Origin of the sequence: Aeromicrobium senzhongii (assembly GCF_014334735.1) — a bacterium.
GTDB lineage: Bacteria > Actinomycetota > Actinomycetes > Propionibacteriales > Nocardioidaceae > Aeromicrobium > Aeromicrobium senzhongii.
This window is the reverse complement of the sequence record NZ_CP060587.1, coordinates 297,981-323,641: the sequence shown is the minus strand read 5'-3', so window position 1 is coordinate 323,641 and position 25,661 is coordinate 297,981. Positions and strand designations below refer to the sequence as shown.

The window sequence follows — 25,661 nt, the reverse complement described above, 5'->3', positions numbered from 1 at the left end:
GGGGGCGGGCCGTTCGCATCTGCGGATTGTGCTGTCCTTTCGGCACTCTCTGAGTCATCATTTCGACCATGGGTCACATTCGTCACATCGGCCCCACCCTGGCGGTGGGACTCGTCGTGACCGTGCTGATCGGCGGGACCGTCGTCGTGGCGCAGGAGCGCTCCGACTCCCCCGCACCTGCCGAGCGCACCTCGCTGGCGCGACCCGCGGCGGCGAAGAAGCCCGCCCTGCGGCTGGCGGCCACCCCGAAGACGATCACCCGCGGTGCCACCGTGTCCTTCCGGCTCCGCACCTCCACGAAGCACCCCCGAGCGGTGCGCCTGCAGCGGTGGGACCCCGCCCGCAAGGCGTGGCGCACCGTCACCAAGCGCACCGTCCGGGCCACCACGACGATCCGGCTCAAGCCGACCGTCGGCACGTTCTCGTACCGGGCCCAGGCGCCCCGGATCCGGCACCAGACCGGTGGCAGGAAGCACACCCACGCCGCCGCGAAGTCGACGACCGTCAAGGTGACCGTCCGCGAGGTTCCGCGCACCGTGCCCTCGCGGCCGGCGGTGCTCACGGCGGACGAGAAGGCCCTGCTCGCGGACGTCCGCGCGGCCCGCGCGACGTACGCCCGTGCCGACGTGCAGGGCGCCCGCGACCTCGGCGCCGAAGCGTGCCTGACGACGTATGCCCGCGACCACGCGCGGTGGATGGCCACGACGAAACGCGCCGTCGACCCCGGCGCCGCGGCACACCGCGCGGCCGGACGCCCCCTGCCCGCCGCCTCCTGCCCCGGCCGGACCGTCCAGGCCGTCACGCACGCGATCGGCGTCGCCGGCACCACGGCGGCGGCCGTCGACCTCGCCGTCGACACGTGGCTCGCCTCGCCCTACGGCGAGACCGGCCGCCTGCTGTCCGCGTGCCACCGGGCACCCGGCTTCGAGTACGGCGTCGCGGTGTTCGCAGCAGGCGGCACGCGGTACCTGACGGTGCTCGTCTCCTCGGACGCCTCCGCCACGACGAAGTCGGGGGCCTGCTGATGCCCGCCCTGCCCGGGACGCAGCCGCGTCTGTCCGAGGCGGCGCAACACCTCGTCCGGCGCTTCACCTACGGGTACAACCTGCGCCTCGAGGCCGACGTCCTGCGGTACACCAGCGTCGACGCCTGGTTCGCGGCCCAGTTGAAGCCGGGCCCCGACCCCGCGGCCGCCGCGGTCCTGGACTGGTTCCCCCGGCTCAAGGACTCCCCCGCCACGGCTTGGGAGAACAACAAGGCCGAACGGTACGGCGGGTGGCAGTACGGCGACGACCTGGTGAAGTACTCCCTGGCCCGGCGTGTGGTCGCCACGAACCAGGTGCACGAGATGATGGTCGACTTCTGGTCGAACCTGCTGCACATCCCGGTCGGCGAGGGATCGAGCTTCCCGTGGCGGCTGCACTACGACAGCCACGCCATCCGGCCGCACGCCCTCGGGACCTACCGCGAACTGCTGCGTGCCGCGGTGACCCATCCGGCGATGTCGGGTTACCTGTCGAACCACCGCAACACCAGGACACAGATCAACGAGAACCTCGGTCGTGAGCTGCTCGAGCTCTACACCGTCGGACGGACGGCGGGGTACACCGAGGACGACGTCAAGAGCTCGGCCCGGTTGTTGACCGGGTTCACCGTCGGCGTGAACCAGGACTTCGCCGCCGGATACGACCCGGCCAGGCACCACGTCGGCCCGGTGACCGTGATGGGCAGGACGTTCACGAACGGCTCCGCCGACGGCCGTGCCGAACTGAACGCCTACCTCGACTGGCTCGCGATGCGGCCCGCGACGGCCGCGCGGATCGCTCGGCGCCTGTGCGTGCGGTTCATCCGCGACGAGCCGCCCCAGAGCTCGGTCGACGCGGTCGCCGCGACGTATCTGTCCTCGGGCAGCGACATCGCGGCGTGCCTGCGCACCCTCGTGCGGGACCCGGGATTCCTGGCCTCGAAGTTCCAGAAGGCGCGCACCCCCGCCGAGGACGTGCTGGCCACCCAGCGCGCCTGTGACATCGTGCCGACCGGCGCAGGCCCCGACAGCCATGTGGATTCGTTCAGCTGGCTGTGCAGCTGGATCGGCCAGGCGCCGTTCCAGTGGCCGCGACCCGACGGCTCCCCCGAGCAGTCCGACACGTACCTGTCCCCCGCGCGGCTGCTGCGCGCATGGACGGCGCGCTCCTGGATGGCGAACACCAACGGCGCCGTGAAGAAGGGGACCCGCCCCCTGCCACGCGATCTCGTCCCGCCCGTGTGGCCGATCGCGCTGAAGGATCTCGTGCACCACCAGGCGGTCATGATGACCGGCCGCCGAGCCACCGCCGAGACGGTCGACGGGGTCGCGACGCTGATGGGCAAGGCCCCGTCGCACGTCTTCAAGGCCGAGTGGGAGCGGAACGAGGGTCACATGACCTGGATGCTGACCCTCGTCCGCACCGCGATCCTGAGCGCCCCGGAGGCGATGCTGCGATGAACGACGGACACGACGCGTCCTGTGCCGACTACGGGGTGAGCCGGCGCAATGTACTGAAGTCGGCCGGCCTGCTCGCCATGGCGGGGGTCACGACCTCGATGTTCGGCGACGTGCTGGCCTCGACCGCGTACGGCGCCACGAACGGCAACATCCTCATCGTGCTGTCGCTGCGCGGCGGCGCGGACGGCATGTCGATGATGGTCCCCCACGCCGAGCCGGCCTACTACGCGGCCCGACCGAACATCGCCGTGAAGAAGGCCCAGCTGATGGGCGCCGACGCCACCTTCGGGCTGCACCCGTCGTTCAAGCCCCTCGAGGGACTGTGGAACAGCGGGAAGATGGCGGCCATCCACGCCGTCGGGCTGCCCACGCCGAACCGCTCGCACTTCGAGGCGATGGAGCTGGTCGAGGACGCCGATCCCGGATCGTCCGAGCGCATCGGCTGGCTCAACCGCGTCATCGGCTGCTTCACCTCCAACGACGTGTTCGACGGCATCCAGGTCGGGTCGACCGTCATGCCCACGTCGCTGATCGGACCCGAGCCGTCCTTCGCGACGTCGGACTTCACCTCGCTGTCGGCTCCGTGGGCCGACCACCAGGATCTCGGCCCTCGGCTGCGGTCGATGCTCTCGACGATGTACCGCGACGCCGGCACCGTGATCGGCCGCGCGGGCCAGGAGGCGCTGGCCCTCGACAAGCGCGCCGGCATGATCGCGGCCGAGGAGAAAAAGGGTCCGCAGCACGGGGCCGTCTATCCCCAGCACAACGAGCTCGGCAAGGCCCTGGCCAGCTCGGCGGCCCTGATCAGGGCCGGGGTCGGCGTGCGTGCCATCGCGGTCGACTTCGGCGGCTGGGACCACCACGTCGACATCACGTGGCGGATCAGCAACCAGATCGAGCAGATGTCGAAGTGCATCGCGGCGTTCCTGACCGACCTGGGCACCCATGCGTCGCGGGTGACCATCGTGACGCTCAGCGAGTTCGGCCGCCGGCTGGGCCAGAACGGCGCCGCCGGACTCGACCACGGCTACGGCAACGCCGTCTTCGCCTTCGGCGCGGGCGTCAAGGGCGGGTACTACGCGAACTGGCCGACGCTCTCGGCCGGCAAGCAGGTCGACGGAGACCTGGCGGTGACCACCGACTACCGCAGCGTGTTGGCCGAGATCCTGCGGACGCGCTTCCCCGAGGTGGGTGTCGGCACCGTGTTCCCGGGCCTGACGCACACGTCGCTGGGCTTCATGTCGCCCTACTGATCGTCAGCGCGGGTACGAGCGCACGCGACGGCCGCGCAGCTCGGTCGGGGTGATCGCGATGTGCACCGCCGTGCCCTCGCTGCCGGCCCACGAGTTCGGCAGGCGACCGCCGAAGGTCTCGATCTGCTCCCGGCTGGCGATGGCCGCGGTCCCGCGCACGACCACGCTCCACCCCGTCTGGAAGGTGTCGTCGTGGTGGTCGGCCTCGAGGACGAAGCGACGCTCGACGATGCTGGCCAGGCCCGCGTTCTCGCTCGTACGGATGAGGATGATCCCGTCGGCGTACGCATAGTTGACCGGCAACAGCTCCAACTGGTCGCTGCCCTCGAAGGCGATCCGCGCGAAACGGCCGACCTGCAGCAGCTCGCGGCACTCCTCATGTTCCAAATCCTGGATCGTCCCGGTGCTCATGCTTCCATTGTGCACGCCCGGTCCGCGTTACCGTGTGGCCATGAATCCGCTTCGTAGCCCCTGGCTCGCCGCCTTCGGCGTGGCCGTCGTGGTCCATCTGGCGTTGGTCCTCGCCCAGGCGCAACCGTGGGAGAGCATCTCCAAGTGCCTGATCGCGCCGCTGCTGATCGCGTGGGTGATCGACCAGGGCGGCCCCAGGATCATCGCGGCCGCACTGTTCTTCTGCCTGCTGGGCGACCTCTTCCTCGAGATCGACGGATTCTTCATCGCCGGCATGGCGGCGTTCGCGATCGCCCACGGGTGCTTCGTGACGTTCTTCGTGCGCCACGGCGCGCTGGCCTCGCTGCGCCGCCGGCTGTGGATCCCGGCGGCGCTGGCGGTGGGCGCCGTCCTGCTGCTGGCGTGGGTCTGGACGGGCCTGGAGTCCGGCCTGCGGGTCCCGGTGCTCGTGTACGCGCTGCTGCTGTCGACCACCGCCGCGACCGCGCTCTCGGTCGACCTCCGTGCCGGTCTCGGTGCGCTGCTGTTCCTGTTCAGTGACGGACTGATCGCCGCCCGCATCGCCGAACGAGTCCCCGAGGACGCGGTCGCCGGCGGGTTCGTCGTGATGCTCACCTACTCCGCGGCGCTGTTCCTGCTCGCGACCGCAGCGGTGCGGCTGCCCGCCCGGCCCGACCGGACCCCACCCGCGGACAGCGGCACGTTCCTGCAGGAGCCGGTCCGATGAGCGTCGTCGAGGTCGGCGACCTCACGTTCGACGTCGACGTCCTGGGACCGCAGGACGGGACGCCCGTGGTGCTCCTGCACGGCTGGCCGCAGGACCGTCGCTCCTGGCGGGAGGTCGCCGATCGCCTCGCGGCGCAGGGCCTGCGCGTCATCGTGCCCGACCAGCGCGGGTACAGCCCCGGTGCCCGGCCGGAGGGAGTCGAGAACTACGGCTCCGACCTGCTCGCGCAGGACGTCGTGGACATCGCCGCGGCGCTCGGCCACGACCGCTTCCACCTGGTGGGCCACGACTGGGGCGCCGCCGTCTCGTGGGTCGTCGCCACCGGGCACGCCGACCGCGTGCTGAGCCTGACGGCCGTGTCCGTCCCTCATCTGGCCGCCTACAACGAGGCGCTCTCCACGGATCCGGACCAGCAGCAGCGCGCCGCCTACATCGGCCTGCTGCGCCGGCCGGGCAAGGCCGAGCAGATCCTGCTGGAGGACGACGGGGCCCGACTGCGCGCGATGTACGGCGGCGCCGTGGCGCCCGACGACGAAGCGGCCTACGCCGACCGGTTCTCCCAGCCGGGCGCGCTGACGGCGACCCTGAACTGGTACCGCGCGATGGGCCCCGAGCTGTCCGCTACGCCCGCCGTCACGGTCCCGACGACGTTCGTCTGGGGCGCGTCCGACCAGGCGCTCGGTCGCTACGGCGCCGAACGCTGCGGCGACCACGTCACGGCGGACTACCGCTTCGTCGAGGTCGACGGGGGCCACTGGCTGCCCGACACCCACCCCGATCTGGTCGCCACGGAGGTGCTCGCACGGGTGCTCGGCCGGTAGCCGACGTCGCCCGGGCGCCGCAGCGGGCATGATGGATCCCATGACCGAGCGCGCAGGACAGCCGGCCGACGCCGGTGATCTCGTCGATCTGGCCCACCTCGTCACGGCGTACTACACGCTGAAGCCCGATCCGGAGGTCGTCGACCAGCGCGTGGCCTTCGGCACGAGCGGACACCGCGGGTCCAGCCTCGCCACGGCGTTCAACGAGGACCACATCGCCGCGACGACGCAGGCGATCTGCGAGTACCGCGCCCAGCAGGGCTTCGACGGGCCGCTGTTCATCGGGCGCGACACCCACGCGCTGTCCGAGCCGGCCTGGTCGACCGCGTTGGAGGTGCTGGTCGCCAACGACGTCGACGTGCTGGTGGACGACCGCGACGGGTTCACCCCCACCCCCGCCGTGTCGCACGCGATCATCCGCGCCAACCGGGGCGGGCGCACCGGGCTGGCCGACGGGATCGTCGTCACCCCCTCGCACAACCCGCCGGCCGACGGCGGCTTCAAGTACAACCCGCCCCACGGCGGCCCCGCCGACAGCGACGCCACCTCGGCCATCGCCGCGCGCGCGAACGAGCTGATCGCCGCCGGTCTGGCCGGGGTGAGGCGCGTCCCGTTCTCGCGGGCGCGCGCCGCCTGCCGGCCCTACGACTTCCTGGGCACCTACGTCGACGACCTGCCACACGTGATCGACCTCGAGGCGATCGCGGCCCACGGCGTACGGATCGGCGCCGACCCGCTCGGCGGCGCCAGCGTCGCCTACTGGGAGGCCATCGGCGAGCGCCACGGCCTGGACCTGACCGTCGTGAACCCCGTCGTCGACGGGACCTTCCGGTTCATGACGCTGGACTGGGACGGCAAGATCCGCATGGACTGCTCGTCACCCGACGCGATGGCCTCGCTGATCGCCCAGCGTGAGCGCTTCGACGTCGCCACCGGCAACGACGCCGACTCCGACCGCCACGGCATCGTCACGCCCGACGCCGGGCTGATGAACCCCAACCACTACCTGGCCGTCGCGATCGAGCACCTGTTCGGCGGTGCGCGACCGGGCTGGCCCGACTCCGCGAAGATCGGCAAGACGCTCGTGTCCTCGTCGATGATCGACCGGGTCGCCGCCGACCTGGGCCGCCCGCTGGTCGAGGTGCCCGTCGGCTTCAAGTGGTTCGTCCCCGGCCTGGTCGACGGCTCGCTCGGCTTCGGTGGCGAGGAGTCGGCCGGAGCCTCGTTCCTGCGGCGCGACGGCGGCGTGTGGACCACGGACAAGGACGGGATCATCCTGGCCCTGCTCGCCGCGGAGATCATCGCGACGACCGGCAGCTCCCCCAGCGTGCTGTACCGCCGCCTGGTCGAGCGTCACGGCGATCCCGCCTACGCCCGGATCGACGCCCCGGCCGACCGCGCCCAGAAGGCACGGCTGGCGAGCCTCAGCAGCGACGACGTCGAGGCCACCGAGCTGGCCGGCGAGCCGATCACCGCGGTGCTGACCGAGGCGCCCGGCAACGGCGCCGCGATCGGTGGCGTGAAGGTCACGACGGACTCGGCGTGGTTCGCCGCGCGGCCGTCGGGGACCGAGGACGTCTACAAGATCTACGCCGAGTCGTTCCGCGGCCCCGAGCACCTCGCCGAGGTGCAGGCCGCGGCCAAGGCGGTCGTGGACACCGCGCTGGCCGGCGCCTGAGTCAGGCGAACGGCCAGTTCTGGTCGGGGATCGTCAGACCCCGGCCGAGTTCGTGCGCCCGCCGGTTCCACTCCATCGTGCGCGCCGCGATCCAGTAGCGCTGCTGCGCCATCAGCATCGTCAGGCTGGAGGCGACGACCTTCGGGTACGTCTGGCCCATCGCGATCGCGAGCTCGCGGGCGGCCCGGGCGTCCTGGGCCGCGTCGTGGGCCTTGTCCAGCCGGACGCCGTAGTGCGCGGCGACGTCGCCCAGGCGGCGCTGACCGGTGCGCTCACGGTCGACACCCCAGTCGATGACGAACGGATCGACGACCAGCAGACGGTCCCAGTCGGGCTCGCCCAGATCGTGACGCACGGCCTCGGCGCGCAGCAGCGTCAGGTCGAACGAGGCGTTGTAGACGACCAGGCCGATCCGCCGTTGCACGAGGTCGTGCAGCCATGCCAGCACCGGGCGCAGCGCCTGGGCCGACATGGGCGACGAGGCGAGGTCCTTCTCGGTGATGCCGTGGATGTCGGCGGAGGACTCGGGGATCGGCACACCCGGGTTGACCATGCCCATCAGGTCGCCGCCCACGTCCGACAGCGCCGCGAAGCTCAGGATCCGGTCGCGGTGCGGGTCGACCCCGGTGGTCTCGAAGTCGAGCGAGGCCAACGGCTGGCGGTACCAGACGTTCGGGTCCTCTCGCGGCGGAAGAACGTTCTTGGCGCGCCGTCCCGAACCGGAGCGTGCCGGTTCAGACGTGGGGCGGGCGGACGCGTCAGGCATGGGGTGGATCCTCTCGGTGCAAATCGTTCGACTCGGCCGTCCCCGCAGGCGGGGCGTCCCTCTCGGCCAGCTCATTTCGCAGTTTCGACACCTGGCGCTTGCGCCGTCCCGACTCGAACATCAGGACGATCAGCGCCAGCGCGGCGAGCACACCGGCCACGGCGCCGAACAACGTCGCCCACTGGAATCCGGGAGCATCGTTGACCAACTTGATCCAGCCGGCGTCCGAGGCGCTGTTCTGACCCAGACTGATCGACAGCGTCAACCAGTTCGGGGCGGCCAGCGCCACCCCCAGCACGACGACGGCGATCTTCCACGGCCACTTCAGGAACGGTCGCCGCGCCTGCCACGCGACGAGCACCGGGAGGAAGCTGAAGACGAATCCGTAGAACAGGCCCCAGAACACGCCGACGGTCATCCGACCGTCGACCTGATCGGCCACCCGCCGCGACCACCACCGGGGCAGTGCCGCGGCGAGCACCCCGTAGATCACCAGGGCGATCACGACGAGCGCGAGCACGACGACGATGCGCCGCACCCAGATTTCGGCTCCGGTCCGAGTCCCGGGGCCCTGCGAAGGCTGGCCGACATCCTGAGACTTCGCGGGGTCGGCCATGCGCCCATTCTGGCACTCCTGCCGGACACTTCACAGGGGGCCACCGGGTAGGGTTGGGCCGAACCCATGGTCCTCCTCGTCGCCCTGCACTTTCTCGTCGCAGCGGCGGCCCCTGCCCTCGTCCGCATGCTGGATCGGCGGGCCTTCCTCGTTCTCGCACTGGTCCCAGCAGCCTCATTCGTATGGCTCCTCGGACCCGTCGCCCGGGCGACCGACGGCGATCCGACCTACGAGCACCTGACCTGGATCCCGCAGATCGGCCTCAACCTCGATCTCGCGGTGACCGCGCTCAGCGGCATCATCGCCCTGCTCGTCACCGGCGTCGGCGCCCTCGTGCTCGCGTACTGCGCCTGGTACTTCCGCCCCCACGACGGTGAGATCTGGCGCTTCTCCGGCGTCCTCACGGCGTTCGCCGGTGCGATGCTCGGCCTGGTCCTGGCCGACAACGTCTACGTGCTCTACATCTTCTGGGAGCTCACGACCGTCCTGTCGTTCCTGCTGATCGGCCACAACCCGGAGCGGCGCGCCAACCGCCGAGCGGCGCTGAACGCCCTCATCGTCACGACCTTCGGCGGTCTGGCCATGCTCGTCGGGCTCGTCGGCCTGCACCTGCTGAGCGGGACGCCGCGACTCAGCGAGCTGCTGGCCGACCCGCCCGCCGCCGGACCGGCCGTCACCACGTTCGTCGCACTGATCCTCGTGGGCGCCCTCTCGAAGTCGGCCCTCGTGCCGTTCCACTTCTGGCTGCCCGGCGCGATGGCGGCGCCCACCCCCGTCAGCGCCTACCTGCACGCCGCCGCCATGGTGAAGGCCGGCGTCTACCTCGTGGCCCTGCTGGCGCCCGTGTTCGCCGACACCCCCGGGTGGCGCCCCGTGCTGGTGTCCCTGGGCATCGCCACGATGATCCTGGGCGGACTGCGTGCCCTGCGCCAGTACGACATCAAGCTGCTGCTGGCCTACGGCACGGTCAGCCAGCTCGGCTTCCTCGTCGCCGTCGCCGGCGCCGGTACCCGCTCGGCCGCCTTCGCCGCGCTGGCGCTGCTGTGTGCCCACGGCCTGTTCAAGTCGGCCCTGTTCCTGGTCGTCGGCATCATCGACCGCTCGGTGGGCACCCGCGACCTGCGTGAGCTCTCCGGTCTGCGCAGCGCGCGACCGGCGCTGTTCGTCATCACGGCCCTCGCGGCCGCGTCGATGGCCGGCCTGCCGGTCATGTTCGGCTTCACGGCCAAGGAGGCCGCGCTGGCCGCCTTCGTCGATCTCGGCACGGACCTCGGCCATCGCGGCTGGGGCGTGGCTGCGCTCGTCGGCATCGTCGTCGGATCGATCCTGACGGTCGCCTACTCCGCGCGCTTCGTCTGGGGCGCCTTCGCCGACAAGGCGGGCGTCGAGCCGTGCCACCCCCGCGCCTTCTCCGCCGGGTTCACCATCGTGCCCGGGATCCTGGCCGCGGCGAGCCTGGTCGCCGGCTTCGCCGGTCCGGCCCTGACGCCGCGGATCGCCACCTATGCCGACCAGTTCCCCGAGGGCACCCACCACGCGGTCCTGACGCTGTGGCACGGCCTCACCCCGGCCCTGGGCCTCTCGGTGATCGCCGTCATCGCCGGCCTGGCCCTGTTCATGTGGCGCCGACCCGTCGCAGCGGCCCAGCACGCGATCGTCGACCGACTGCCGATGCCGGACGCCGAGCGCTCCTACCAGGCCCTCATGCGCGGGGTGGACCGTCTCGCCGTCGAGGTCACCGGTCGCACCCAGCGCGGCTCGCTGCCGGTGTACCTGGGCATCATCCTGGTCACCTTGGTCGTCGTTCCCGGCACCGCGCTCATCCGCGCGTGGGAGACGCCCGACGTGCGCCTCGCCGACAACCCCCTGCAGATCGTCACGGGCCTGATCATGGCCGCGGCCGCCATCTTGACCGTGCGCTCGCGCCGCCGCCTGCGCGCGGTGCTGCTGCTGGGCGTCACCGGGTACGGCACCGCGATCCTCTTCGTCGCCCACGGCGCACCCGACCTGGCGCTGACGCAGGTCCTGGTCGAGACCTTCCTGCTGGTCACCTTCGTGCTGGTGCTGCGCCGCCTCCCCCCGTTCTTCAGCGACCGCCCGTTCAACATCGCCCGCTGGTGGCGGGTCGGCCTCGGCACGGCGGTCGGCCTGACCGTGTCGGGCTTCGCCTTCGTGGCCACCAACGCCCGCACCGCGACGCCGATCTCGGCCGGCTGGGCCGAGCCCGCCTACGAGTACGGCGGCGGCAAGAACATCGTCAACGTGGCCCTGGTCGACATCCGCGCCTGGGACACGATCGGCGAGCTGAGCGTCCTGGTGGTCGCCGCCACCGGCATCGCCAGCCTGATCTTCCTGCTGACCGACCGTTCGATGCGCCAGGTCCGCCCGCGCCGACTCGTCACGCCCGACTCCAACGCCTGGCTCGCGGCGAACCTGCACGACCAGCGGCGCTCGATCGTCTTCGAGATCGTGACCCGGCTGATCTTCCACACCGTCATCGTCTTCTCGATCTACCTGATGATCTCGGGCCACAACTCCCCCGGCGGCGGCTTCGCCGGTGGACTGATCGCCGGACTGGCGCTGATGGTGCGCTACCTCGCCGGTGGACGTGAGGAGCTCGACAACGCCGCTCCCGTCGATGCGGGCTTCGTGCTCGGCCTCGGCCTGGCGGTCGCGGCCCTCTCGGGCCTGCTGCCGACCCTGCTGGGCGGCGGCGTCCTGCAGAGCGCGATCGTCGACGTGCAGATCCCCCTCCTGGGCGAACTGCACCTCGTGACCTCGGTCTTCTTCGACATCGGCGTCTACCTCGTGGTGGTCGGCCTCGCGCTCGACGTGCTGCGCAGCCTCGGCAGCGGCATCGACGCCCAGATCGAGGACGAGGACGACGCCGCGGCCGACCAGAACACGAGCGAGGTGACCGCGTGACCGCGAACCTGATGCTGATCGCCGTGGTCGGGGTCATGGTCGGCTCCGGCGTGACCCTCGTGCTCGAGCGGAGCCTGACCCGCATCCTCGTGGGCTTCGTGCTCATCGGCAACGGCCTGAACGTGCTGTTCCTCGTCGTCTCCGGCCCGGCCGGCGCGGCGCCGATCCTGGGCCTGTCGGGCGACCCGATGGCCGACCCACTGCCCCAGGCCATGGCGCTGACGGCGATCGTCATCACGCTGGGCACGACCGGCTTCGGCCTGGCGCTGGCCTACCGCGCCTGGCAGCTGACCGGCACCGACGACGTCCAGGACGACCTCGAGGACGACCTCATCCGCCGCCGCGCCGAGCGCGACGAGGTCTCGACCACGTTCGACGACGTCGACGACACCGAACTTCCCGACGAGGGCTACGCCGGCGACCCGTCGCTGGCGCCCGATGACGAGGTGCCCGCATGACGAGCCTGCTGAACCAGCTGGTCCTCGCCCCCGTGATCCTGCCGCTCCTGGGCGCCGGGCTGTGTCTGGCGTTCGGTCGCTCGGCCGCGGCGCAGCGCCTGATCAGCATCATCACGCTCATCGCGGTCGTGGCGTCGGCCAGCGTGCTGCTGTTCCGTGCCGACCAGCACGGCCCGCAGGCGTTCAACGTCGGCGGGTGGCCCGCCGAGATCGGCATCAGCCTGGTCGCCGACCGGCTGAGCTCCCTGCTGTTGCTGATCTCGACGATCGTCACGCTGTGCGTGTTGCTCTACTCGATCGGCCAGGGCATCGTCGAGTTCGGTCGCGACGCTCCGCTGTCGGTGTTCTACCCCACGTTCCTGGTCCTGAGCGCCGGCGTCTCCAACGCCTTCCTCTCGGCCGACCTGTTCAACCTGTTCGTCGGCTTCGAGATCCTGCTGGCGTCCTCGTACGTGCTCATCACCCTCGGTGGCACCGAGGCGCGCGTCCGCTCGGGAACGATCTACATCATCGTCAGCCTGGCGTCGTCGGCACTGTTCCTCATCGCGGTCGCCTCGGTCTACGCCGCGACGGGCACCGTCAACTTCGCCCAGCTGGCCCTGCGTCTGCCCGAGCTGTCCGACCCCGTCGCCACGATGCTGCAGCTGTTGCTGTTGCTGACGTTCGCGGTCAAGGCCGCCGTCTTCCCGCTCTCGGCCTGGCTCCCCGACTCCTACCCCACCGCACCGGCGCCCGTCACGGCCGTGTTCGCGGGCCTGCTGACCAAGGTCGGCATCTACGCGATGCTGCGCACCCAGACGCTGCTCTTCCCCACCCACGAGCTGCGCACCCTGCTGATGTGGGCGGCGATCCTGACGATGGTGGTCGGGATCATGGGCGCCGTCGCGCAGTCCGACATCAAGCGTGTGCTGTCCTTCACGCTGGTGAGCCACATCGGCTACATGCTGTTCGGCATCGCGATCGCCAGCGAGCTGGGCATCGCCGGCTCGATCTTCTACATCGTGCACCACATCACGGTCCAGACCACCTTGTTCCTGGTGGCGGGACTGGTCGAGTATCGCGCCGGAACGACCAACCTGGACCGGCTCGGTGGCCTCGCGCGCATGGCCCCGGTGCTCGCCATCATGTTCTTCGTCCCGGCCATGAACCTCGCCGGCATTCCGCCGTTCTCGGGCTTCCTGGGCAAGCTCGCCCTGATCGAGGCCGGTGTCGACGCCGGCGACTGGCTGGTCCTGGTCGGCGTCGGCGCCGCCGTCGCGACGAGCCTGCTGACGCTCTACGCCGTGGCCAAGATCTGGAACCGCGCCTTCTGGCAGCCGCTCGAGGATCCCGAGGACGACACCCCCGTCCCCTTCGACCCGCTCGTCCTGGGTGGATCGCTCCACGGTCGCAGCAGCATCTCGACGGCCACGCAGCGCGAGACCACGTGGAAGAACGACACCGAGGGCATGCGGCTCCCCGCGCGGATGGCCATGCCCACGATCGCGCTGGGCCTCGTGACCGTGGCGCTCACCGTCTTCGCTGCTCCCATGTTCTCGGTGGCCGAGCGTGCCGCCGCCGAGCTGCACGAGCGCACCCCGTACATCGAGGCGGTGCTCGGCGATGGCTGATCGGGTGCGCGGACTGCGCCTGTGGCACCTCCCGGTGATCATCTGGCTCACGATCGTCTGGCTACTGCTGTGGGGCGCGGTGACCCCCATCAACCTCGTCGGCGGACTGATCGTCAGCGCGGTCATCGTGATGGTCTTCCCGTTCCCGCGCGTGTCGGTCGACGGCGCGCTCCGCCCGTGGCCCACCGTCGTCCTGCTGAGCCGTTTCCTGGCCGACCTCGCCCTGGCGAGCTTCAACGTCGCGTGGCTCGCGATCCGGCCGGCGACGCCACCGCCCAGCGCGGTGCTGCAGATCGACCTGGTCAGCCACTCCGAGCTGCGCCAGACCCTGACCGGTGAGCTCATCTCGCTGGTTCCCGGCTCGCTGCTGATCGAGCTCGACTCCGAGGGCCGGCGCATGTGGCTGCACGTCCTGGACGCCGCCACCCCCGAGCGCGTCCGTGCCGCGCGGAAGAAGGCGCGGATGCAGGAACACCGGCTGCTCAGGGCCATCGGCACCGACGCCGAGGTCCGCGAGAGCGAACGACGACTCCGGGAGGATGCCTCATGACCGTCGTGGCCATCATCTGCGCGATCCTGCTCGGGCTCACCGGGCTGCTGTGCCTGGTCCGCATCGTGCGCGGTCCCACCATGCTCGACCGCACCGTCGCGGCCGACGTCTTCACGGCCGCCTGCGTCGGCGCCATCGGCGTCGAGGCCGCGGTGGGGCGTCACAGCACCACGCTGCCGATCCTGGTCGCGCTGGCCCTGGTCGCCTTCCTCGGATCGGTCAGCATCGCCCGCTACGCCGCCTCGCAGGCCGCCGGAGGTCCGACATGAGCTGGGGCGACGTGGTCGACGTCGTGGCCGGGATCCTGCTGGTCCTCGGCGCCGCGTTCGCGTTGGTCGCCGCCGTGGGTGTCGTCCGGTTCCCGGACGTGCTCACCCGCATGCACGCGGCCACCAAGCCGCAGACATTCGGCCTCCTGCTGATCCTGGCCGGACTCGCCCTGCGCATCGACAGCATGAGCGACCTGACCCTGGTCGCCGTCGTCGCGCTGTTCCAGTTGCTGACGGCGCCGGTCTCGGCGCACATGGTCGCCCGCGCCACCTTCCGCACCGGCAAGGTCGACCGCGAGAAGCTCGTCGTCGACGAGGGCGACTGAGCGACGCCCTCAGTCGGCCAGGTCGACGACGACGGGCGCGTGATCGCTGGCGCCCTTGCCCTTGCGCTCCTCGCGATCGATCCACGCCCCGGTGACGCGCTCGGCGAGCGCCGGCGAGCCGAGCACGAAGTCGATCCGCATGCCCTTCTTCTTCGGGAAGCTCAGCTGCGTGTAGTCCCAGTACGTGTAGACGCCGGGCCCGGGCGTGTGCGGCCGGACGACGTCGGCGAAACCGGCATCGACCATGGCCTGGAAGGCGGCGCGCTCCGGGGCCGAGACGTGGGTCTTCCCCTCGAAGACGGCCATGTCCCAGACGTCGTCGTCCTGCGGCGCGATGTTCCAGTCGCCCGTCAGCGCGATGGGCAGCTCCGGCTCCTTCGCGAGCCACTGCTCGGCAGAGTCGCGCAACCGGGCCAGCCACTCGAGCTTGTACTGGTAGTGACCGTGCTCGAGATCGCGCCCGTTGGGCACGTAGAGGCTCCACATCCGCACCCCGCCGCAGGTCGCCCCGATCGCGCGCGGCTCGAGCACGTCCTCGAACATCGGCTGGTCGACGCCGAACGAGCGCTCGACGTCCTCCAGGCCGACGCGCGACACGATGGCCACGCCGTTCCACTGGTTGATCCCGGCGTGCACGTACTCATAGCCCAGCGCCGCCAGCTGCATCGCCGGGAACTGGTCCTCACGGCACTTGGTCTCCTGGATCGCCAGGACGTCGACGTCATGGCGCTCGAGCCAGGACGCCACCCGGTCGATCCTGCTGCGGATCGAGTTGACGTTCCATGTCGCGATGCGCATCAGAAGTCGACTCGCAGCGGGTACGCGGCGTCGCCGTCGGCAGAGGTGTTCACGCCCAGGACGTGGTGCAACTGGATCTCATTTCGCTCGAAGGCCAGGCGGGACCCGGCCATGTACAGGCCCCAGACCTTGGCACGGCCGAGGGTGACCTCGTCCAGCGCCTCGTCCCAGTGGTCCACCAGATTCTGACACCAGCCTGCCAGGGTCAGCCCATAGTGCTCCCGCAGGTCCTCGAGGTGACGCACCTCGAAGCCGGCGTCCTGCATCGCGACGACGATTGTGCCGACGCCGGTGAGCTCGCCGTCGGGGAAGACGTACCGGTCGATGAACTGACCGGCCGAGGCACGGCCCTTGTTGTCGGGCCGCGTGATGCAGTGGTTGAGCATCCGTCCGCCGACCTTGACCTTGCTGCGGGCGAAGGCGAAGTAGTCGCCGTAGTTGCGGACCCCGATGTGCTCGGTCAACCCGATCGAGCTGAGCGCGTCGAAGCCGGTCTCGGTCACGTCGCGGTAGTCGCTGTGCCGGACCTCGGCCAGGTCGGACAGACCCTGGCGCTCGTTCTCGGCCTGGGCCCACTGCGCCTGCTGCTGCGAGAGCGTCACGCCGATGCCTCGCACCCCGTAGTGCTGCGCCGCATGCCGGACCATGCCGCCCCAGCCGCAGCCGATGTCGAGCAGGCGGTCGCCGGCCTTGAGGTCGAGCTTGCGGCACACGAGGTCGTACTTCTCGGCCTGCGCCTCCTCGAGCGTGGCATCGGCCTTGGGAAACACGGCGCACGTGTAGGTCATCGACGGGCCCAGCACCAGCTCGTAGAAGCGGTTCGACACGTCGTAGTGGTGCTGGATCGCCTCGGCGTCGCGGACCTTGGTGTGCCGCAGTCCTTCGAGCGCCCGTCGCCATCGGGGCACGTGCTCCTCGGCCGGGGGCGGCGGCGGCTTGAGGTTGCCGAACCCCAGACTGCGGGCGATCTGGACCATCTCGGTGGCCGGGGGCACCCGGAACCGCAGTCGGCTCATGACGGCCTTCAACAACTCGTAGGGGTCGCCGGGGTGGACGCCCTCGATCTGCAGGTCGCCGGACACGTACGCACGGGCGAACCCGAGGTCCCCCGGAGCGGTCATGAGGTACGACAGGCCCCGCTCGTTGAGCAGGCGCAGGCGGATGGGCGAGTCCTCGGGGCCCACCACGCTGCCGTCGAAGGCCTCGAAGCGGACGGGCACGTCATCGCGCAGGAGGCGGAACAGCGCCTCGCCGATCGTCAAACGAGTCTCGGGAACGATGCTCATGAGTTCCTCACCGCCTTGTCGTAGAGGGTGTTCAGCCGCGAGTCGGGGTCGTACGTGGACCGGACCCGGTCCAACCCCGCGGTGTCGTAGAGAGCGCCGAACGTCTCGCGGTCGTAGAACGCCTCGGAGTAGAGCGACTTGTGCCCGCCCAGCCGGTGGACCTCGCCCTCGACCTTGCGGTTGACCGCGCCGGGCTCGGATCCGGCCGGGACCACGACGGTGCCCCAGAAGCCCACGTTGACGTAGACGTCGCCGGGCGTCAGGGGGTACGTCGGCCAGGCGCGCCGGGTCCGCAAGGGGCACAGCCAGACCGGACGCATCACCACCTCCCGGTCGAACCAGGTGAGGAAGTCCTCCAGCCGGTCCAGCGGCACCTCGATGTCCTGGATGACCCGCTCGCGCGCCGGCACGTGCTTGATCCGGTCCAGGACGCGACTGACGCCCACCGTGCCGTCGAGAGCGACGAGCCGGTGATACACGTCGCTGCGGCGCCACCGCCGCGGCCACAGGCGACGCACCGACGGGTTCTGGGCGCCGAACGCGCCCGAGCACCAGAACCAGTCGGTGTCCCAGCGCCAGAGGTAGTCGTGGATCGTCAGCACGTCCTCGTGACGCTGCCGGATCGAGCGGTAGTAGACGTCCTGGCCCGTGTAGTCGCTGGTCGGCAGGTCGGCGTCGGTGAACTGCGCCAGGGTCAGGTAGATCTCGTCGGGGCTGAATGCGGTGCCGTCCACCGCGTCGACGGGAACGCCGTCCCACCGGCCGGCGTCGGCGATCTCGGCCAGCGCCTTGACGACGTCGGCGGCTCCAGCGAACGGCACGTGCCGCAGCCGGACCTGACGCGGCGCCGGCTGCAGCTCGATCCTGAGCCGGACGGCGTACCCGAGGCTGCCGTAGGAGTTGGGGAACGCCGCGAACAGCTCGGCGTGCTCGTTGTCGGGCGTGGCGGTGACGATCTCGCCCGAGCCCGTCAGCACGTCCATCTCGAGCACCGCCTCGTGCGGCAGACCCAGTCGCAGCGACGTGGACTCGATGCCCAGGCCGGTGACGGCGCCGCCCAACGTGATGGTGCGCAGCTGCGGCACGACGCTGGGCATCAGGTCGTGCGCCAGGGTCTCGTCGACGAGGCGCTCGTAGGTGCACATGCCCTGGACGTCGGCGGTGCGGGCGTCCGGGTCGATCGCGATGACCCCGTCCAGACCCGAGACGTCGAGGCCCGGACCCGCCGACCGACTGCGGGGACGGAACAGGTTGGAGGTCTTCTTGGCCAGCCGGACGGGCTGGCCCGGACCGATGGCGTCCCACGACGCACGAAGGGCGGCCACGGCGTCCTGATGCTGCGTCCACCCCTGCATACTTCGCAGGCTATCCCCGAGAATGCGGTATCAGCCAGACCAGCGCTTCGCCGTTCCGGCCCGTGAGCCCGAGCCGGGTGGGCCCCGCGACGTGCAACGCGTCGCCCGGATCGAGCACCGTGCCGTCGACCGAGAGCGGTCCACGGGTCACGTGCAGGAGCGCTGCGTGCTCCACCTCGAGCTCGACGGGAGCATCGGGACCGGGGCGCGCCACCACCAGCCGGGCGTCGGCGTGGACCGGCACGGTCTCGTGCACGCCCGGCCCGGCGGGGACGGTCGCCTGGGCGTACTCGGGCTCGTCCTCGTTCGTGCTGCGGACCATCATCTGCACGAACCGCAGCGCGGCGACGTCGCTGGCGTTGCGCTCGGCGTGCGTGACACCTGCGCCGGCGCTGAGGCGCTGCGCGACGCCGGGTCGGACCTGCCCCCCGTGGCCGGTGGAGTCCTCGTGGTCCAGGACGCCGTCGAGCACCCACGTGACGATCTCGGCGTCGGCGTGGTGGTGCTCGTCGTACCCGGCTCCCGCCGCGATGCGCTCCTCGTTGATCGCGATCACCGGACCGAAGCCGATGTTGTCGGGGTCGTAGTGGCGCCCGTAGGAGAACGAGTGGAACGTCTCGGTGCCGTCGGCGACGGTGTGGAACCGGTCGGCCGCACGGCGCAGGACACGGGACTCAGGCATAGCCCAACTCGTGCAGGCGGGCGTCGTCGATCCCGAAGAAGTGGGCGATCTCGTGCACGACCGTGATCCGGACCTCCTCGACGACGTCCTCCTCGGTCTCGCAGATCGCGAGGGTCGGATTGCGGTAGACGAAGATGCGGTCGGGCACGACGCCGGCGTACGTGGAGTCGCGCTCGGTCAGCGGGATCCCGTCGTAGAGCCCCAGCAGGTGCGGGTCCTCCGGCGGCGCGTCGTCCTCGATGAACAGCACCACGTTGTCGAGCCGATCGGCCAGCTCCGCGGGGACGTCGGCGAGCGCGGCGGTCACCAGCTCCTCGAACCGGTCCGGGTCGACGTCGATCACGTGCCGAGTCTAGAGGCGGGGCCCGGCGCGAGCGTGTGGCGAGCGCCGGTGCACCGTGCCCTATGCTGGACGGGTTGTCCGGCCCCCTTCGTCTAGCGGCCTAGGACGCCGCCCTTTCAAGGCGGTAGCGCGGGTTCGAATCCCGTAGGGGGTACCACCGGCACCGCCCCGTCCCCGACCAGAACCTGTCTCGGTACCCATGTCTCAGCCGATCGTCCCGTCCGCCGCCGACCTGGAGGAGCAGCAGCCTCGTCTGCACTGGGCCGCCCTGCTCTTCACCGTCGTGACGATGCTCAGTGCCGTGCTCGTCGGACTGACGGCGTCGGACCACTTCACCCGCTTCACGATGGCGGCCGCGGTGATGGGCTGCGTCGCGCTGTGGCAGGCGCTGCGGGACCCGTTGGTGATGACCGGCATGACAACCGTGATCCTCGGGGCCGTCGCCGGCTGGGGCCTGAACTTCTACGACCGCATCTGGTGGTACGACGACTTCGCGCACTTCACCTTCTCACTGGTCAGCACCCTGGCGATCGCCCGGCTGATGCTGCACCGGTTCCGCGCCGAGCCCGCGGTGCTGCTGCCGATCGTCCTGTGGTTGACCTGGCTGGGCATCGGCTCCCTGTGGGAGATCGGCGAGTGGACCTCGGACCAACTGCAGTCCACGCACCACTCCCGCGGCTATGCCGACACGATGGCCGACATGATCCTCAACTCTTCCGGCTCGGGCATCGCGGCGTGGGTCTACTGGCGCTGGCTGCGCACCCCCGCCGACCTGCAGCGCCAGTCCTAGCCCTCGCCCTCGGGCCCGGGCGTCAGTAGGTTGGCGATGAGGCCGACCGACGGAGGACGACATGAGTTTCGAGGCCCACGGCGGAACCCGCGGCGGCAAGACCCACGGCGGTCCCCTCACGCGTCTGGTGAACCGCTTCGTCGCGCGCCGCGCACGGCGGTCGGCGACGGCGTCCATGGGACCGATGAAGCTGGCGGTCCTCACCACGATCGGCGCCAGGAGCGGACTCCCCCGCGAGAACCCCGTGGGCTGGTTCCCCGGCGGGGACGGGTCCTACCTGGTCGTCGCCTCGGCGAACGGGGCCAGGAACAATCCCGCGTGGTTCCACAACATCGCCGCACACCCCGACGACGTCACCCTCGAGATCGGGCCGCGCAAGATCGCGGTCAGCGCCGAGCAGCTGCACGGCGCCGAGCGTGAGGCCGCGCTGCGCTCGATCGTCGAGGCCGCCCCGCAGTTCGCTGGCTACAACGACAAGACCGACCGCGTGATCCCCGTCGTCCGCCTGACGGAGCGCCCCGCTCCCCCGTCCTGACGCGACCGGGATTGCTGACGGCTCGGCTGGGTACGCACTCCGAAAGCCGCCACCGGAGGGTTGACATGGGAATCTCGCGCCTGGAGCCCGGCATCGTCCTGATCGAGGACGCCGGCACGAACTGCTACCTGATCGCCCTGGGCGACCGGCTCGTGTTCGTCGACACCGGACTGCCCCGGACCTGGCGCTACGCCCAGGAGGCGCTCGACTCCCTCGGCCGCGGGTGGGACGACGTGACCGACATCGTCCTGACCCACGCCCACTTCGACCATCTCGGCTTCACGGCGCAGGCCCGGCGCGCGTCCGGCGCCCGGGTCTGGGTGCACCCGGGCGACCACCGGATCGCGGCCCATCCGTACCGCTACCGCCCCGGCCGCCCCCGACTGCTCTACCCGCTCCGGCACCCGAAGGCGGCGCCGATCCTGGCCCGGATGGTCAAAGCCGGTGCGCTGCGAGTCGAGGGGGTCGAGCAGGTGGCGTCCCTCGGGGTCAACGCTGCACCCGACGGGATCACCGTCATCCCCACCGCCGGCCACACCGACGGGCACTGCGCCCTGCACATCCCCGCCCTGGACGCGGTCCTGACCGGTGACGCGCTCGTGACGCTCGACCCGTACACGGGCCGCCGTGGCCCACGGATCGTCGCTCGTGCCGGCACGAAGGACGCGGTGCAGGCCCGTCGCTCGCTGGAGCGGATCGCCGCCACCGGCGCCCGCCTCGTGCTGCCGGGGCACGGCGAGCCGTGGACGCAGGGCGCCGAGGCAGCCGTCGCATCGGCCCGGAGCAGCGGAGTCGCCTGAGCCCACCGCGGTCGCACTAGGCTCGGTGACGTGTCCGCCGGCCGCTTCGCCCCGTCTCCGTCGGGCGACCTGCACCTGGGCAACCTGCGCACCGCGATCCTCGCGTGGCTGTTCGCGCGAGCGAGCGGCCGCCGTTTCCTGGTCCGGGTCGAGGATCTCGACCGCCAGCGCTCACGACCCGAGTTCGAGCGCAGCCAGTTGGACGACCTCGCCGCCCTCGGGCTGACGTGGGACCCGCCCGTCGTCCGCCAGTCCGAGCGTGACGACCTCTACGCCGCCGCGCTGGCGCGCCTCACCGCAGCCGGGCTGACCTTCGAGTGCTTCTGCACGCGTCGCGAGATCGCCGACGCGGTGCGCGCCCCGCACGCTCCGCCCGGCTCCTACCCGGGCACCTGCCGGGACCTGACGGAGACCCAGCGCGCTGCGAAGCGCACCGAGCGCCCACCGGCCATCCGGCTGCGCGCCGAGGCCGACGAGTGGACGGTCCGCGACGAGTTGCGCGGCGAGATCACGGGCCACGTCGACGACCTCGTGCTGCGCCGCGGCGACGGCGCCCACGCCTACAACCTGGCGGTCGTCGTGGACGACGGCGAGCAGGGAGTCGACCAGGTCGTGCGAGGCGCGGACCTGCTGGACGCGGCTCCCGCCCAGGCCTACCTGGCCCACACCCTGGGGCTGCCCGCCTCGACCTACGCGCACGTCCCGCTCGCCCTCAACGCCGAGGGCCGCCGGCTGGCCAAGCGCGACAGGGCGGTCACCCTGCGCGACCTGACCCCCGACGAGGCGTGGTCGCTCATCGGTGCGTCGCTCGGCGTCCGCGCGCGCTCCCCCGAGGCACTCCTGGCCGAGCTCGACCCCTGGAAGATCAGCCTGGATCCGTGGATCGTCACGCGTTGACCGACCCCCGTTTTGGTGTCTCCGGAGGGCGTCAGGTAGTCTTGCGGTCGCGGTTAAGCCGCACAGCATGAGGCCCCGTGGCGCAGTTGGTTAGCGCGCCGCCCTGTCACGGCGGAGGTCGCGGGTTCGAGTCCCGTCGGGGTCGCCAGTGCTGAAACCCCGCCCCTCAGGGGGCGGGGTTTCGTCGTCTCACGGGGCCGTCGTCACGCGTCGAGGACGCCGAACGCCTCCTGTTCCTGGGATCGGAAACGGCGCTTCGACACGGCATGGATGATCCGCAACGGCGGACCGGCCAGCGTCAGGACCCGGTGCTCGGCCTCGGCCGGCAGGCCCTTGAGTGCCCACGGCACGAACCAGCGCGCCTCGGCCAGGGTCTGCTTCGTCCGAAAGTGCGTCCGCTCCAGCTCGTGCCACTCGTTCCCGCCCACGTACCGCTGCAGGATCTCGATGGCCGCGCTCTCCTCGTGACCGAGGTGATGGCCCAGGACGGCCCCGAGCTCGCCGAGGGTGTCGCGCAGCAGATCGTGGGCGCGGTCGTCGCCTCCGGCCGACAGCCGCTCGAACGCGGCGGCGGCCGCCGCCAGCAGCGGGTCGAGGACGGCGTGCTCGGCCTCCATCTCGTGCAGCACCCGCTCGGCCTCGGCGTCACCGGCCGCGCGCACCCGGTCGAGCAGCAGCGGCCCGAGGATCTCGTCCTCCTTGGTGTGGTGCTGGTGCAGCTCGTGCGTGAAGAGCTGCCACCGGTTCGCCAGCAGGACCCACCGATCACGGTCGCCCGTCGGCATCTGTTCCGCAGCGCGGGCGAAGTCCTGCACGTCGCGGCGGAACGCGTGGTGCAGGACGTACATCATGGTCATGTCGGCGGGCCCGGGCGGCGAGGCGGCCTGACCGGGCAGCAGCAGAGGCGTGGGGGACATCGTTCCTTCTCTCGCGTCGTGTGTTCTCGGCCGGCCCGACGCGCACCTCGGCGCACCTCGGGGGCTCACCAGCGGGAGAGGCGTCGCAGGACGACCCTGATACCGACCGATTGCGATCCGCGTCGGTGGGTGAGGTAGGGTGAACGTCGCTCGTCAGAGCACGGCCAGGTAGCTCAGTTGGTACGAGCGTCCGCCTGAAAAGCGGAAGGTCGCCGGTTCGACCCCGGCCCTGGCCACCACCTCGAGATCCCCGGCTCCACGCCGGGGATTCTCCTTTTCCCGCGAGGGTTTCCGCCGAACGGTTGGCACCCCGGCGGCCCGGACCTACGCTGGTGTGATGTCCGCCGTCGCTCCGATCGCCCGCCGTCTGGCCCTGGTGCTCGGCCCCCTGCTCGTCGCCTCGCTGATGGCGTCGCCCGCTCACGCGGCGGATCCCCGGTCGCCCGCCCGGTTCACCGGCTACGCCTTCGACACGTGCGTCTCGCCGTCCAACCAGGTGATGGACGCGTGGAACGTCACGTCGCCGTACACGGTCGTGGGCATCTACACCTCGGGCAACTCGCGCTACTGCGACGACTCGAAGCAGCCCCACCTCAGCCCGGCGTGGGTCAAGCGCCAGGCGAACCGCGGCTGGCTGTTCCTGCCGATCCACGTCGGCTACCAGGCGCCGTGCTTCGACTCGAAGTCGACGAAGCGGCACATGTCGTACAACGGCACGCTCGCCCGCCGGCAGGCCCGGGCCGACGCGGACGAGGCCACGCGCCGTGCCGCCTACTTCGGGTTCGCGAAGAAGAACGCCGTCTACCTCGACATCGAGTGGTACGACCGCGCCAACCGCCCCTGCGACGCCGCCGTCCTGACCTTCATCGACGCGTTCGTCCAGCGGGCCCACAAGCGCGGCTACAAGGTCGGCCTGTACTCCAGCGGCTCGGCCGCGATCGCGGCCGTCGACGAGGCGCGTCACGCCCAGCGCAAGGGCTTCGACTTCCCCGACCAGATGTGGTTCGCCTGGACCAACAAGCGGGCGAACACCAACGGCGGTCCCTACCTGTCGAACACGTTCTGGAAGCGCGACCGCGTGCACCAGTACCACAACAACGTCGCGGTCTCCTACGGCGGACACCGGGTCACGATCGACAAGAACGTCCTGGCCGTGGGGGGCGGATCGCGCGCCAAGAAGGAGCAGAAGGTCTGCAAGATGTCGCCGACCCTGACGCGCTACCGGTCGCTCAAGGCCGGCTCGCGCGGCAAGGACGTCAAGCTCCTGCAGTGCCTGCTGCGCCGTGCCGGCCACAAGTCGACCATCACCGGCCGCTGGAACGCCCGCACGACCAAGGCCGTCAACTCCTACCGCACCGATCTCGGGTGGGCGCGCAACGGCGCGGCGACACGACCGCTGTGGACCGCCCTGCTGTCGCGCGGCAAGACCCCCATCGCCCTCAAGCGCGGCAAGGTCGGCGAGCCCGTCCACCGGCTGCAGCGCTCCCTGCGCGCCGCGGGCCAGAAGGTGAAGGTCACGGGCATCTACGACGCGCGCACCGCCGCGGCGGTCCGCTCCTACCGCACGAGGGTCGGCCTGCCCGGCTACCAGGTCGCCGATGCCACGGTGTGGGCGGCGCTGCAGCGCGGTCGACGCTGATCCCTCAGTGCCGCTGACTCGTCAGCAGCAGGCCGCCGAGCCCGATCATCATGGCGCCGCCGGCGCGCCGGACCGTCGCCAGCCGGCTCGGTGAGCCGGCGAACCAGGCGCGGGCCGTCCCGGCCAACAGCGCCCAGCCGGAGTCGCACACCAGGGCGATCAGCAAGAAGACGACGCCCAGCACGAGCATCTGGGTGCTGACCGCTCCGGAGTCCCGGTCGACGAACTGCGGCAGCACCGCGGCGAAGAAGACGATCGTCTTCGGGTTGGAGACGCCCACCCAGAAGCCCTCGAGGAGCGCCCGTCCGGGTGAGGCGACCGGTCCTTGCGCACCCTCGGTGAGCGCCGACTCTGCGGGCCCGCTGCGCCAGGCCCGGATGCCGAGGTGGATGAGATAGACGGCACCGACCACCTTGACGACGTTGAACACGACCGCCGACTCCGCCACGATCACCCCCAGTCCGAGGGCGACGGCGACGACGACCGGCAGACCGCCCAGGCCGTTGCCCAGGACGCTCAGGATCCCGGTGCGGCGCCCGTGGGCCAGCGATCTGCCGATGACGAACAGGACGCTGGGCCCGGGGAGCAGGATCAGGGCCAAGGCCGCCAGACAGAACGTCGCGAGCGTCTCGAGGGTGGGCATGTCCGGAGCGTAGACCGCGCTTTCGCGGCGAGAGGATCCGGACGACGAACGGCCCACCCGGAGTCCGGGTGGGCCGTTCGG

The 25,661-nt window shown here is 71.0% G+C and carries 27 protein-coding genes and 3 tRNA genes; 20 read left to right on the top strand and 10 right to left on the bottom strand.

Going from position 1 to position 25,661, the window contains the following annotated elements; translation table 11 throughout:
• The first annotated feature begins 68 nt into the window (after positions 1–68).
• From H9L21_RS01640 to H9L21_RS01630, 3 genes are read left to right on the top strand one after another with little or no spacing between them, the layout of a single operon-like run.
• On the top strand, positions 69–1,025 hold the full coding sequence (locus H9L21_RS01640) for a hypothetical protein (protein ID WP_154595947.1): 957 nt from the start codon (positions 69–71) through the stop codon (positions 1,023–1,025).
• Positions 1,025–2,485 (top strand): DUF1800 domain-containing protein, encoded by a 1,461-nt coding sequence (locus H9L21_RS01635; RefSeq protein WP_154595948.1) that lies wholly within the window; start codon positions 1,025–1,027, stop codon positions 2,483–2,485. The genes H9L21_RS01640 and H9L21_RS01635 overlap by 1 nt, the downstream gene beginning before the upstream one ends.
• On the top strand, positions 2,482–3,738 hold the full coding sequence (locus tag H9L21_RS01630) for a DUF1501 domain-containing protein (RefSeq protein WP_154595949.1): 1,257 nt from the start codon (positions 2,482–2,484) through the stop codon (positions 3,736–3,738). The genes H9L21_RS01635 and H9L21_RS01630 overlap by 4 nt, the downstream gene beginning before the upstream one ends.
• A 3-nt stretch (positions 3,739–3,741) precedes the next feature.
• Here H9L21_RS01630 and H9L21_RS01625 read toward each other — a convergent pair whose 3' ends face one another.
• Positions 3,742–4,149 (bottom strand): pyridoxamine 5'-phosphate oxidase family protein, encoded by a 408-nt coding sequence (locus H9L21_RS01625; RefSeq protein ID WP_154595950.1) that lies wholly within the window; start codon positions 4,147–4,149, stop codon positions 3,742–3,744.
• A 40-nt stretch (positions 4,150–4,189) separates the two neighbouring features.
• Here H9L21_RS01625 and H9L21_RS01620 point away from each other — a divergent pair, with 40 nt between their 5' ends.
• From H9L21_RS01620 to pgm, 3 genes are read left to right on the top strand one after another with little or no spacing between them, the layout of a single operon-like run.
• Positions 4,190–4,876 (top strand): lysoplasmalogenase, encoded by a 687-nt coding sequence (locus H9L21_RS01620; RefSeq protein ID WP_187411696.1) that lies wholly within the window; start codon positions 4,190–4,192, stop codon positions 4,874–4,876.
• Positions 4,873–5,697 (top strand): alpha/beta fold hydrolase, encoded by an 825-nt coding sequence (locus H9L21_RS01615; RefSeq protein WP_154595952.1) that lies wholly within the window; start codon positions 4,873–4,875, stop codon positions 5,695–5,697. The genes H9L21_RS01620 and H9L21_RS01615 overlap by 4 nt, the downstream gene beginning before the upstream one ends.
• A 40-nt stretch (positions 5,698–5,737) precedes the next feature.
• Complete coding sequence (gene pgm / locus H9L21_RS01610) at positions 5,738–7,375, top strand: phosphoglucomutase (alpha-D-glucose-1,6-bisphosphate-dependent) (RefSeq protein ID WP_154595953.1); 1,638 nt, start codon at positions 5,738–5,740, stop codon at positions 7,373–7,375.
• A gap of 1 nt (position 7,376) precedes the next feature.
• On the opposite strand, the gene H9L21_RS01605 is transcribed toward pgm, so the two are convergent.
• Both H9L21_RS01605 and H9L21_RS01600 read right to left on the bottom strand, forming a co-directional pair.
• A complete protein-coding gene (locus H9L21_RS01605) occupies positions 7,377–8,141 on the bottom strand; it encodes an exonuclease domain-containing protein (protein ID WP_187411695.1) in 765 nt (254 codons plus the stop codon).
• Positions 8,134–8,679, bottom strand: a complete 546-nt coding sequence (locus tag H9L21_RS01600; RefSeq protein ID WP_187411694.1) for a hypothetical protein — start codon at positions 8,677–8,679, stop codon at positions 8,134–8,136. The genes H9L21_RS01605 and H9L21_RS01600 overlap by 8 nt, the downstream gene beginning before the upstream one ends.
• A gap of 144 nt (positions 8,680–8,823) precedes the next feature.
• On the opposite strand from H9L21_RS01600, the gene H9L21_RS01595 reads away from it, so the two are divergent.
• From H9L21_RS01595 to mnhG, 6 genes are read left to right on the top strand one after another with little or no spacing between them, the layout of a single operon-like run.
• Positions 8,824–11,682 carry a Na+/H+ antiporter subunit A gene (locus H9L21_RS01595; protein ID WP_154595956.1) on the top strand — a complete coding sequence of 953 codons (2,859 nt, stop codon included), beginning with the start codon at positions 8,824–8,826 and terminating at the stop codon, positions 11,680–11,682.
• Positions 11,679–12,140, top strand: a complete 462-nt coding sequence (locus tag H9L21_RS01590) for a Na(+)/H(+) antiporter subunit C (protein ID WP_222865819.1) — start codon at positions 11,679–11,681, stop codon at positions 12,138–12,140. Before H9L21_RS01595 ends, H9L21_RS01590 begins: the two co-directional genes overlap by 4 nt.
• Positions 12,137–13,750 (top strand): Na+/H+ antiporter subunit D, encoded by a 1,614-nt coding sequence (locus tag H9L21_RS01585; RefSeq protein WP_230081298.1) that lies wholly within the window; start codon positions 12,137–12,139, stop codon positions 13,748–13,750. Before H9L21_RS01590 ends, H9L21_RS01585 begins: the two co-directional genes overlap by 4 nt.
• Positions 13,743–14,300, top strand: coding sequence for a Na+/H+ antiporter subunit E (locus H9L21_RS01580; RefSeq protein WP_154595957.1), 558 nt, complete (start codon positions 13,743–13,745; stop codon positions 14,298–14,300). Before H9L21_RS01585 ends, H9L21_RS01580 begins: the two co-directional genes overlap by 8 nt.
• A complete protein-coding gene (locus tag H9L21_RS01575; protein WP_154595958.1) occupies positions 14,297–14,569 on the top strand; it encodes an MrpF/PhaF family protein in 273 nt (90 codons plus the stop codon). Before H9L21_RS01580 ends, H9L21_RS01575 begins: the two co-directional genes overlap by 4 nt.
• Positions 14,566–14,895 (top strand): monovalent cation/H(+) antiporter subunit G, encoded by a 330-nt coding sequence (gene mnhG / locus H9L21_RS01570; protein ID WP_154595959.1) that lies wholly within the window; start codon positions 14,566–14,568, stop codon positions 14,893–14,895. The genes H9L21_RS01575 and mnhG overlap by 4 nt, the downstream gene beginning before the upstream one ends.
• Before the next feature lie 9 nt (positions 14,896–14,904).
• Here mnhG and H9L21_RS01565 read toward each other — a convergent pair whose 3' ends face one another.
• From H9L21_RS01565 to H9L21_RS01545, 5 genes are read right to left on the bottom strand one after another with little or no spacing between them, the layout of a single operon-like run.
• On the bottom strand, positions 14,905–15,693 hold the full coding sequence (locus tag H9L21_RS01565; protein ID WP_154595960.1) for an exodeoxyribonuclease III: 789 nt from the start codon (positions 15,691–15,693) through the stop codon (positions 14,905–14,907).
• Entirely contained in the window at positions 15,693–16,979 is a 1,287-nt protein-coding gene (locus H9L21_RS01560; protein WP_154595961.1) for a class I SAM-dependent methyltransferase, read from the bottom strand. The genes H9L21_RS01565 and H9L21_RS01560 overlap by 1 nt, the downstream gene beginning before the upstream one ends.
• Positions 16,976–18,304 (bottom strand): FAD-binding oxidoreductase, encoded by a 1,329-nt coding sequence (locus tag H9L21_RS01555; protein ID WP_255467129.1) that lies wholly within the window; start codon positions 18,302–18,304, stop codon positions 16,976–16,978. The genes H9L21_RS01560 and H9L21_RS01555 overlap by 4 nt, the downstream gene beginning before the upstream one ends.
• A 40-nt stretch (positions 18,305–18,344) precedes the next feature.
• Positions 18,345–19,016 carry a pirin family protein gene (locus H9L21_RS01550; protein WP_187411693.1) on the bottom strand — a complete coding sequence of 224 codons (672 nt, stop codon included), beginning with the start codon at positions 19,014–19,016 and terminating at the stop codon, positions 18,345–18,347.
• Complete coding sequence (locus H9L21_RS01545; RefSeq protein WP_187411692.1) at positions 19,009–19,359, bottom strand: metallopeptidase family protein; 351 nt, start codon at positions 19,357–19,359, stop codon at positions 19,009–19,011. Before H9L21_RS01545 ends, H9L21_RS01550 begins: the two co-directional genes overlap by 8 nt.
• 81 nt (positions 19,360–19,440) lie before the next feature.
• Between H9L21_RS01545 and H9L21_RS01540 the strand changes: the two genes are divergently transcribed.
• The 6 genes from H9L21_RS01540 to H9L21_RS01515 all read left to right on the top strand — a co-directional run bounded on the left by H9L21_RS01540 (position 19,441) and on the right by H9L21_RS01515 (position 22,529).
• Positions 19,441–19,516, top strand: a tRNA-Glu gene (locus H9L21_RS01540).
• A 42-nt stretch (positions 19,517–19,558) separates the two neighbouring features.
• Positions 19,559–20,149, top strand: a complete 591-nt coding sequence (locus H9L21_RS01535; RefSeq protein ID WP_154595963.1) for a DUF2238 domain-containing protein — start codon at positions 19,559–19,561, stop codon at positions 20,147–20,149.
• 61 nt (positions 20,150–20,210) lie between these two features.
• Positions 20,211–20,684 (top strand): nitroreductase/quinone reductase family protein, encoded by a 474-nt coding sequence (locus H9L21_RS01530; protein ID WP_154595964.1) that lies wholly within the window; start codon positions 20,211–20,213, stop codon positions 20,682–20,684.
• 65 nt (positions 20,685–20,749) lie between these two features.
• Positions 20,750–21,484 (top strand): MBL fold metallo-hydrolase, encoded by a 735-nt coding sequence (locus H9L21_RS01525; protein ID WP_154595965.1) that lies wholly within the window; start codon positions 20,750–20,752, stop codon positions 21,482–21,484.
• Positions 21,485–21,514: 30 nt separating this feature from the next.
• Positions 21,515–22,381 carry a tRNA glutamyl-Q(34) synthetase GluQRS gene (gluQRS, locus tag H9L21_RS01520; RefSeq protein ID WP_187411691.1) on the top strand — a complete coding sequence of 289 codons (867 nt, stop codon included), beginning with the start codon at positions 21,515–21,517 and terminating at the stop codon, positions 22,379–22,381.
• 71 nt (positions 22,382–22,452) lie between these two features.
• Positions 22,453–22,529 (top strand) — tRNA-Asp (locus H9L21_RS01515).
• A 55-nt stretch (positions 22,530–22,584) separates the two neighbouring features.
• Here the strand turns inward: H9L21_RS01515 and H9L21_RS01510 are convergent.
• Positions 22,585–23,298, bottom strand: coding sequence for a hemerythrin domain-containing protein (locus H9L21_RS01510; protein ID WP_154595966.1), 714 nt, complete (start codon positions 23,296–23,298; stop codon positions 22,585–22,587).
• 162 nt (positions 23,299–23,460) lie between these two features.
• Between H9L21_RS01510 and H9L21_RS01505 the strand changes: the two genes are divergently transcribed.
• Both H9L21_RS01505 and H9L21_RS01500 read left to right on the top strand, forming a co-directional pair.
• Positions 23,461–23,537: transfer RNA gene (locus H9L21_RS01505), tRNA-Phe, on the top strand.
• A gap of 98 nt (positions 23,538–23,635) precedes the next feature.
• Positions 23,636–24,937, top strand: a complete 1,302-nt coding sequence (locus H9L21_RS01500) for a glycoside hydrolase domain-containing protein (RefSeq protein WP_154595967.1) — start codon at positions 23,636–23,638, stop codon at positions 24,935–24,937.
• A 4-nt stretch (positions 24,938–24,941) separates the two neighbouring features.
• Here H9L21_RS01500 and H9L21_RS01495 read toward each other — a convergent pair whose 3' ends face one another.
• The gene (locus tag H9L21_RS01495) at positions 24,942–25,580 is read right to left on the bottom strand and encodes a LysE family translocator (protein ID WP_154595969.1); all 639 of its coding nucleotides are present in this window, start codon (positions 25,578–25,580) and stop codon (positions 24,942–24,944) included.
• Between the last annotated feature and the right edge of the window lie 81 nt (positions 25,581–25,661).

Excerpts from the sequence above, each read along its gene's own strand:
- H9L21_RS01640 (WP_154595947.1), top strand. The coding sequence starts at position 69 with ATGGGTCACATTCGTCACATCGGCCCCACCCTGGCGGTGGGACTCGTC.
- H9L21_RS01635 (WP_154595948.1), top strand. The coding sequence starts at position 1,025 with ATGCCCGCCCTGCCCGGGACGCAGCCGCGTCTGTCCGAGGCGGCGCAA.
- H9L21_RS01630 (WP_154595949.1), top strand. The coding sequence starts at position 2,482 with ATGAACGACGGACACGACGCGTCCTGTGCCGACTACGGGGTGAGCCGG.
- H9L21_RS01625 (WP_154595950.1), bottom strand. The coding sequence starts at position 4,149 with ATGAGCACCGGGACGATCCAGGATTTGGAACATGAGGAGTGCCGCGAG.
- H9L21_RS01620 (WP_187411696.1), top strand. The coding sequence starts at position 4,190 with ATGAATCCGCTTCGTAGCCCCTGGCTCGCCGCCTTCGGCGTGGCCGTC.
- H9L21_RS01615 (WP_154595952.1), top strand. The coding sequence starts at position 4,873 with ATGAGCGTCGTCGAGGTCGGCGACCTCACGTTCGACGTCGACGTCCTG.
- pgm (WP_154595953.1), top strand. The coding sequence starts at position 5,738 with ATGACCGAGCGCGCAGGACAGCCGGCCGACGCCGGTGATCTCGTCGAT.
- H9L21_RS01605 (WP_187411695.1), bottom strand. The coding sequence starts at position 8,141 with ATGCCTGACGCGTCCGCCCGCCCCACGTCTGAACCGGCACGCTCCGGT.
- H9L21_RS01595 (WP_154595956.1), top strand. The coding sequence starts at position 8,824 with ATGGTCCTCCTCGTCGCCCTGCACTTTCTCGTCGCAGCGGCGGCCCCT.
- H9L21_RS01585 (WP_230081298.1), top strand. The coding sequence starts at position 12,137 with ATGACGAGCCTGCTGAACCAGCTGGTCCTCGCCCCCGTGATCCTGCCG.
- H9L21_RS01580 (WP_154595957.1), top strand. The coding sequence starts at position 13,743 with ATGGCTGATCGGGTGCGCGGACTGCGCCTGTGGCACCTCCCGGTGATC.
- H9L21_RS01575 (WP_154595958.1), top strand. The coding sequence starts at position 14,297 with ATGACCGTCGTGGCCATCATCTGCGCGATCCTGCTCGGGCTCACCGGG.
- mnhG (WP_154595959.1), top strand. The coding sequence starts at position 14,566 with ATGAGCTGGGGCGACGTGGTCGACGTCGTGGCCGGGATCCTGCTGGTC.
- H9L21_RS01565 (WP_154595960.1), bottom strand. The coding sequence starts at position 15,693 with ATGCGCATCGCGACATGGAACGTCAACTCGATCCGCAGCAGGATCGAC.
- H9L21_RS01560 (WP_154595961.1), bottom strand. The coding sequence starts at position 16,979 with ATGAGCATCGTTCCCGAGACTCGTTTGACGATCGGCGAGGCGCTGTTC.
- H9L21_RS01550 (WP_187411693.1), bottom strand. The coding sequence starts at position 19,016 with ATGCCTGAGTCCCGTGTCCTGCGCCGTGCGGCCGACCGGTTCCACACC.
- H9L21_RS01535 (WP_154595963.1), top strand. The coding sequence starts at position 19,559 with ATGTCTCAGCCGATCGTCCCGTCCGCCGCCGACCTGGAGGAGCAGCAG.
- H9L21_RS01530 (WP_154595964.1), top strand. The coding sequence starts at position 20,211 with ATGAGTTTCGAGGCCCACGGCGGAACCCGCGGCGGCAAGACCCACGGC.
- H9L21_RS01525 (WP_154595965.1), top strand. The coding sequence starts at position 20,750 with ATGGGAATCTCGCGCCTGGAGCCCGGCATCGTCCTGATCGAGGACGCC.
- H9L21_RS01510 (WP_154595966.1), bottom strand. The coding sequence starts at position 23,298 with ATGTCCCCCACGCCTCTGCTGCTGCCCGGTCAGGCCGCCTCGCCGCCC.
- H9L21_RS01500 (WP_154595967.1), top strand. The coding sequence starts at position 23,636 with ATGTCCGCCGTCGCTCCGATCGCCCGCCGTCTGGCCCTGGTGCTCGGC.
- H9L21_RS01495 (WP_154595969.1), bottom strand. The coding sequence starts at position 25,580 with ATGCCCACCCTCGAGACGCTCGCGACGTTCTGTCTGGCGGCCTTGGCC.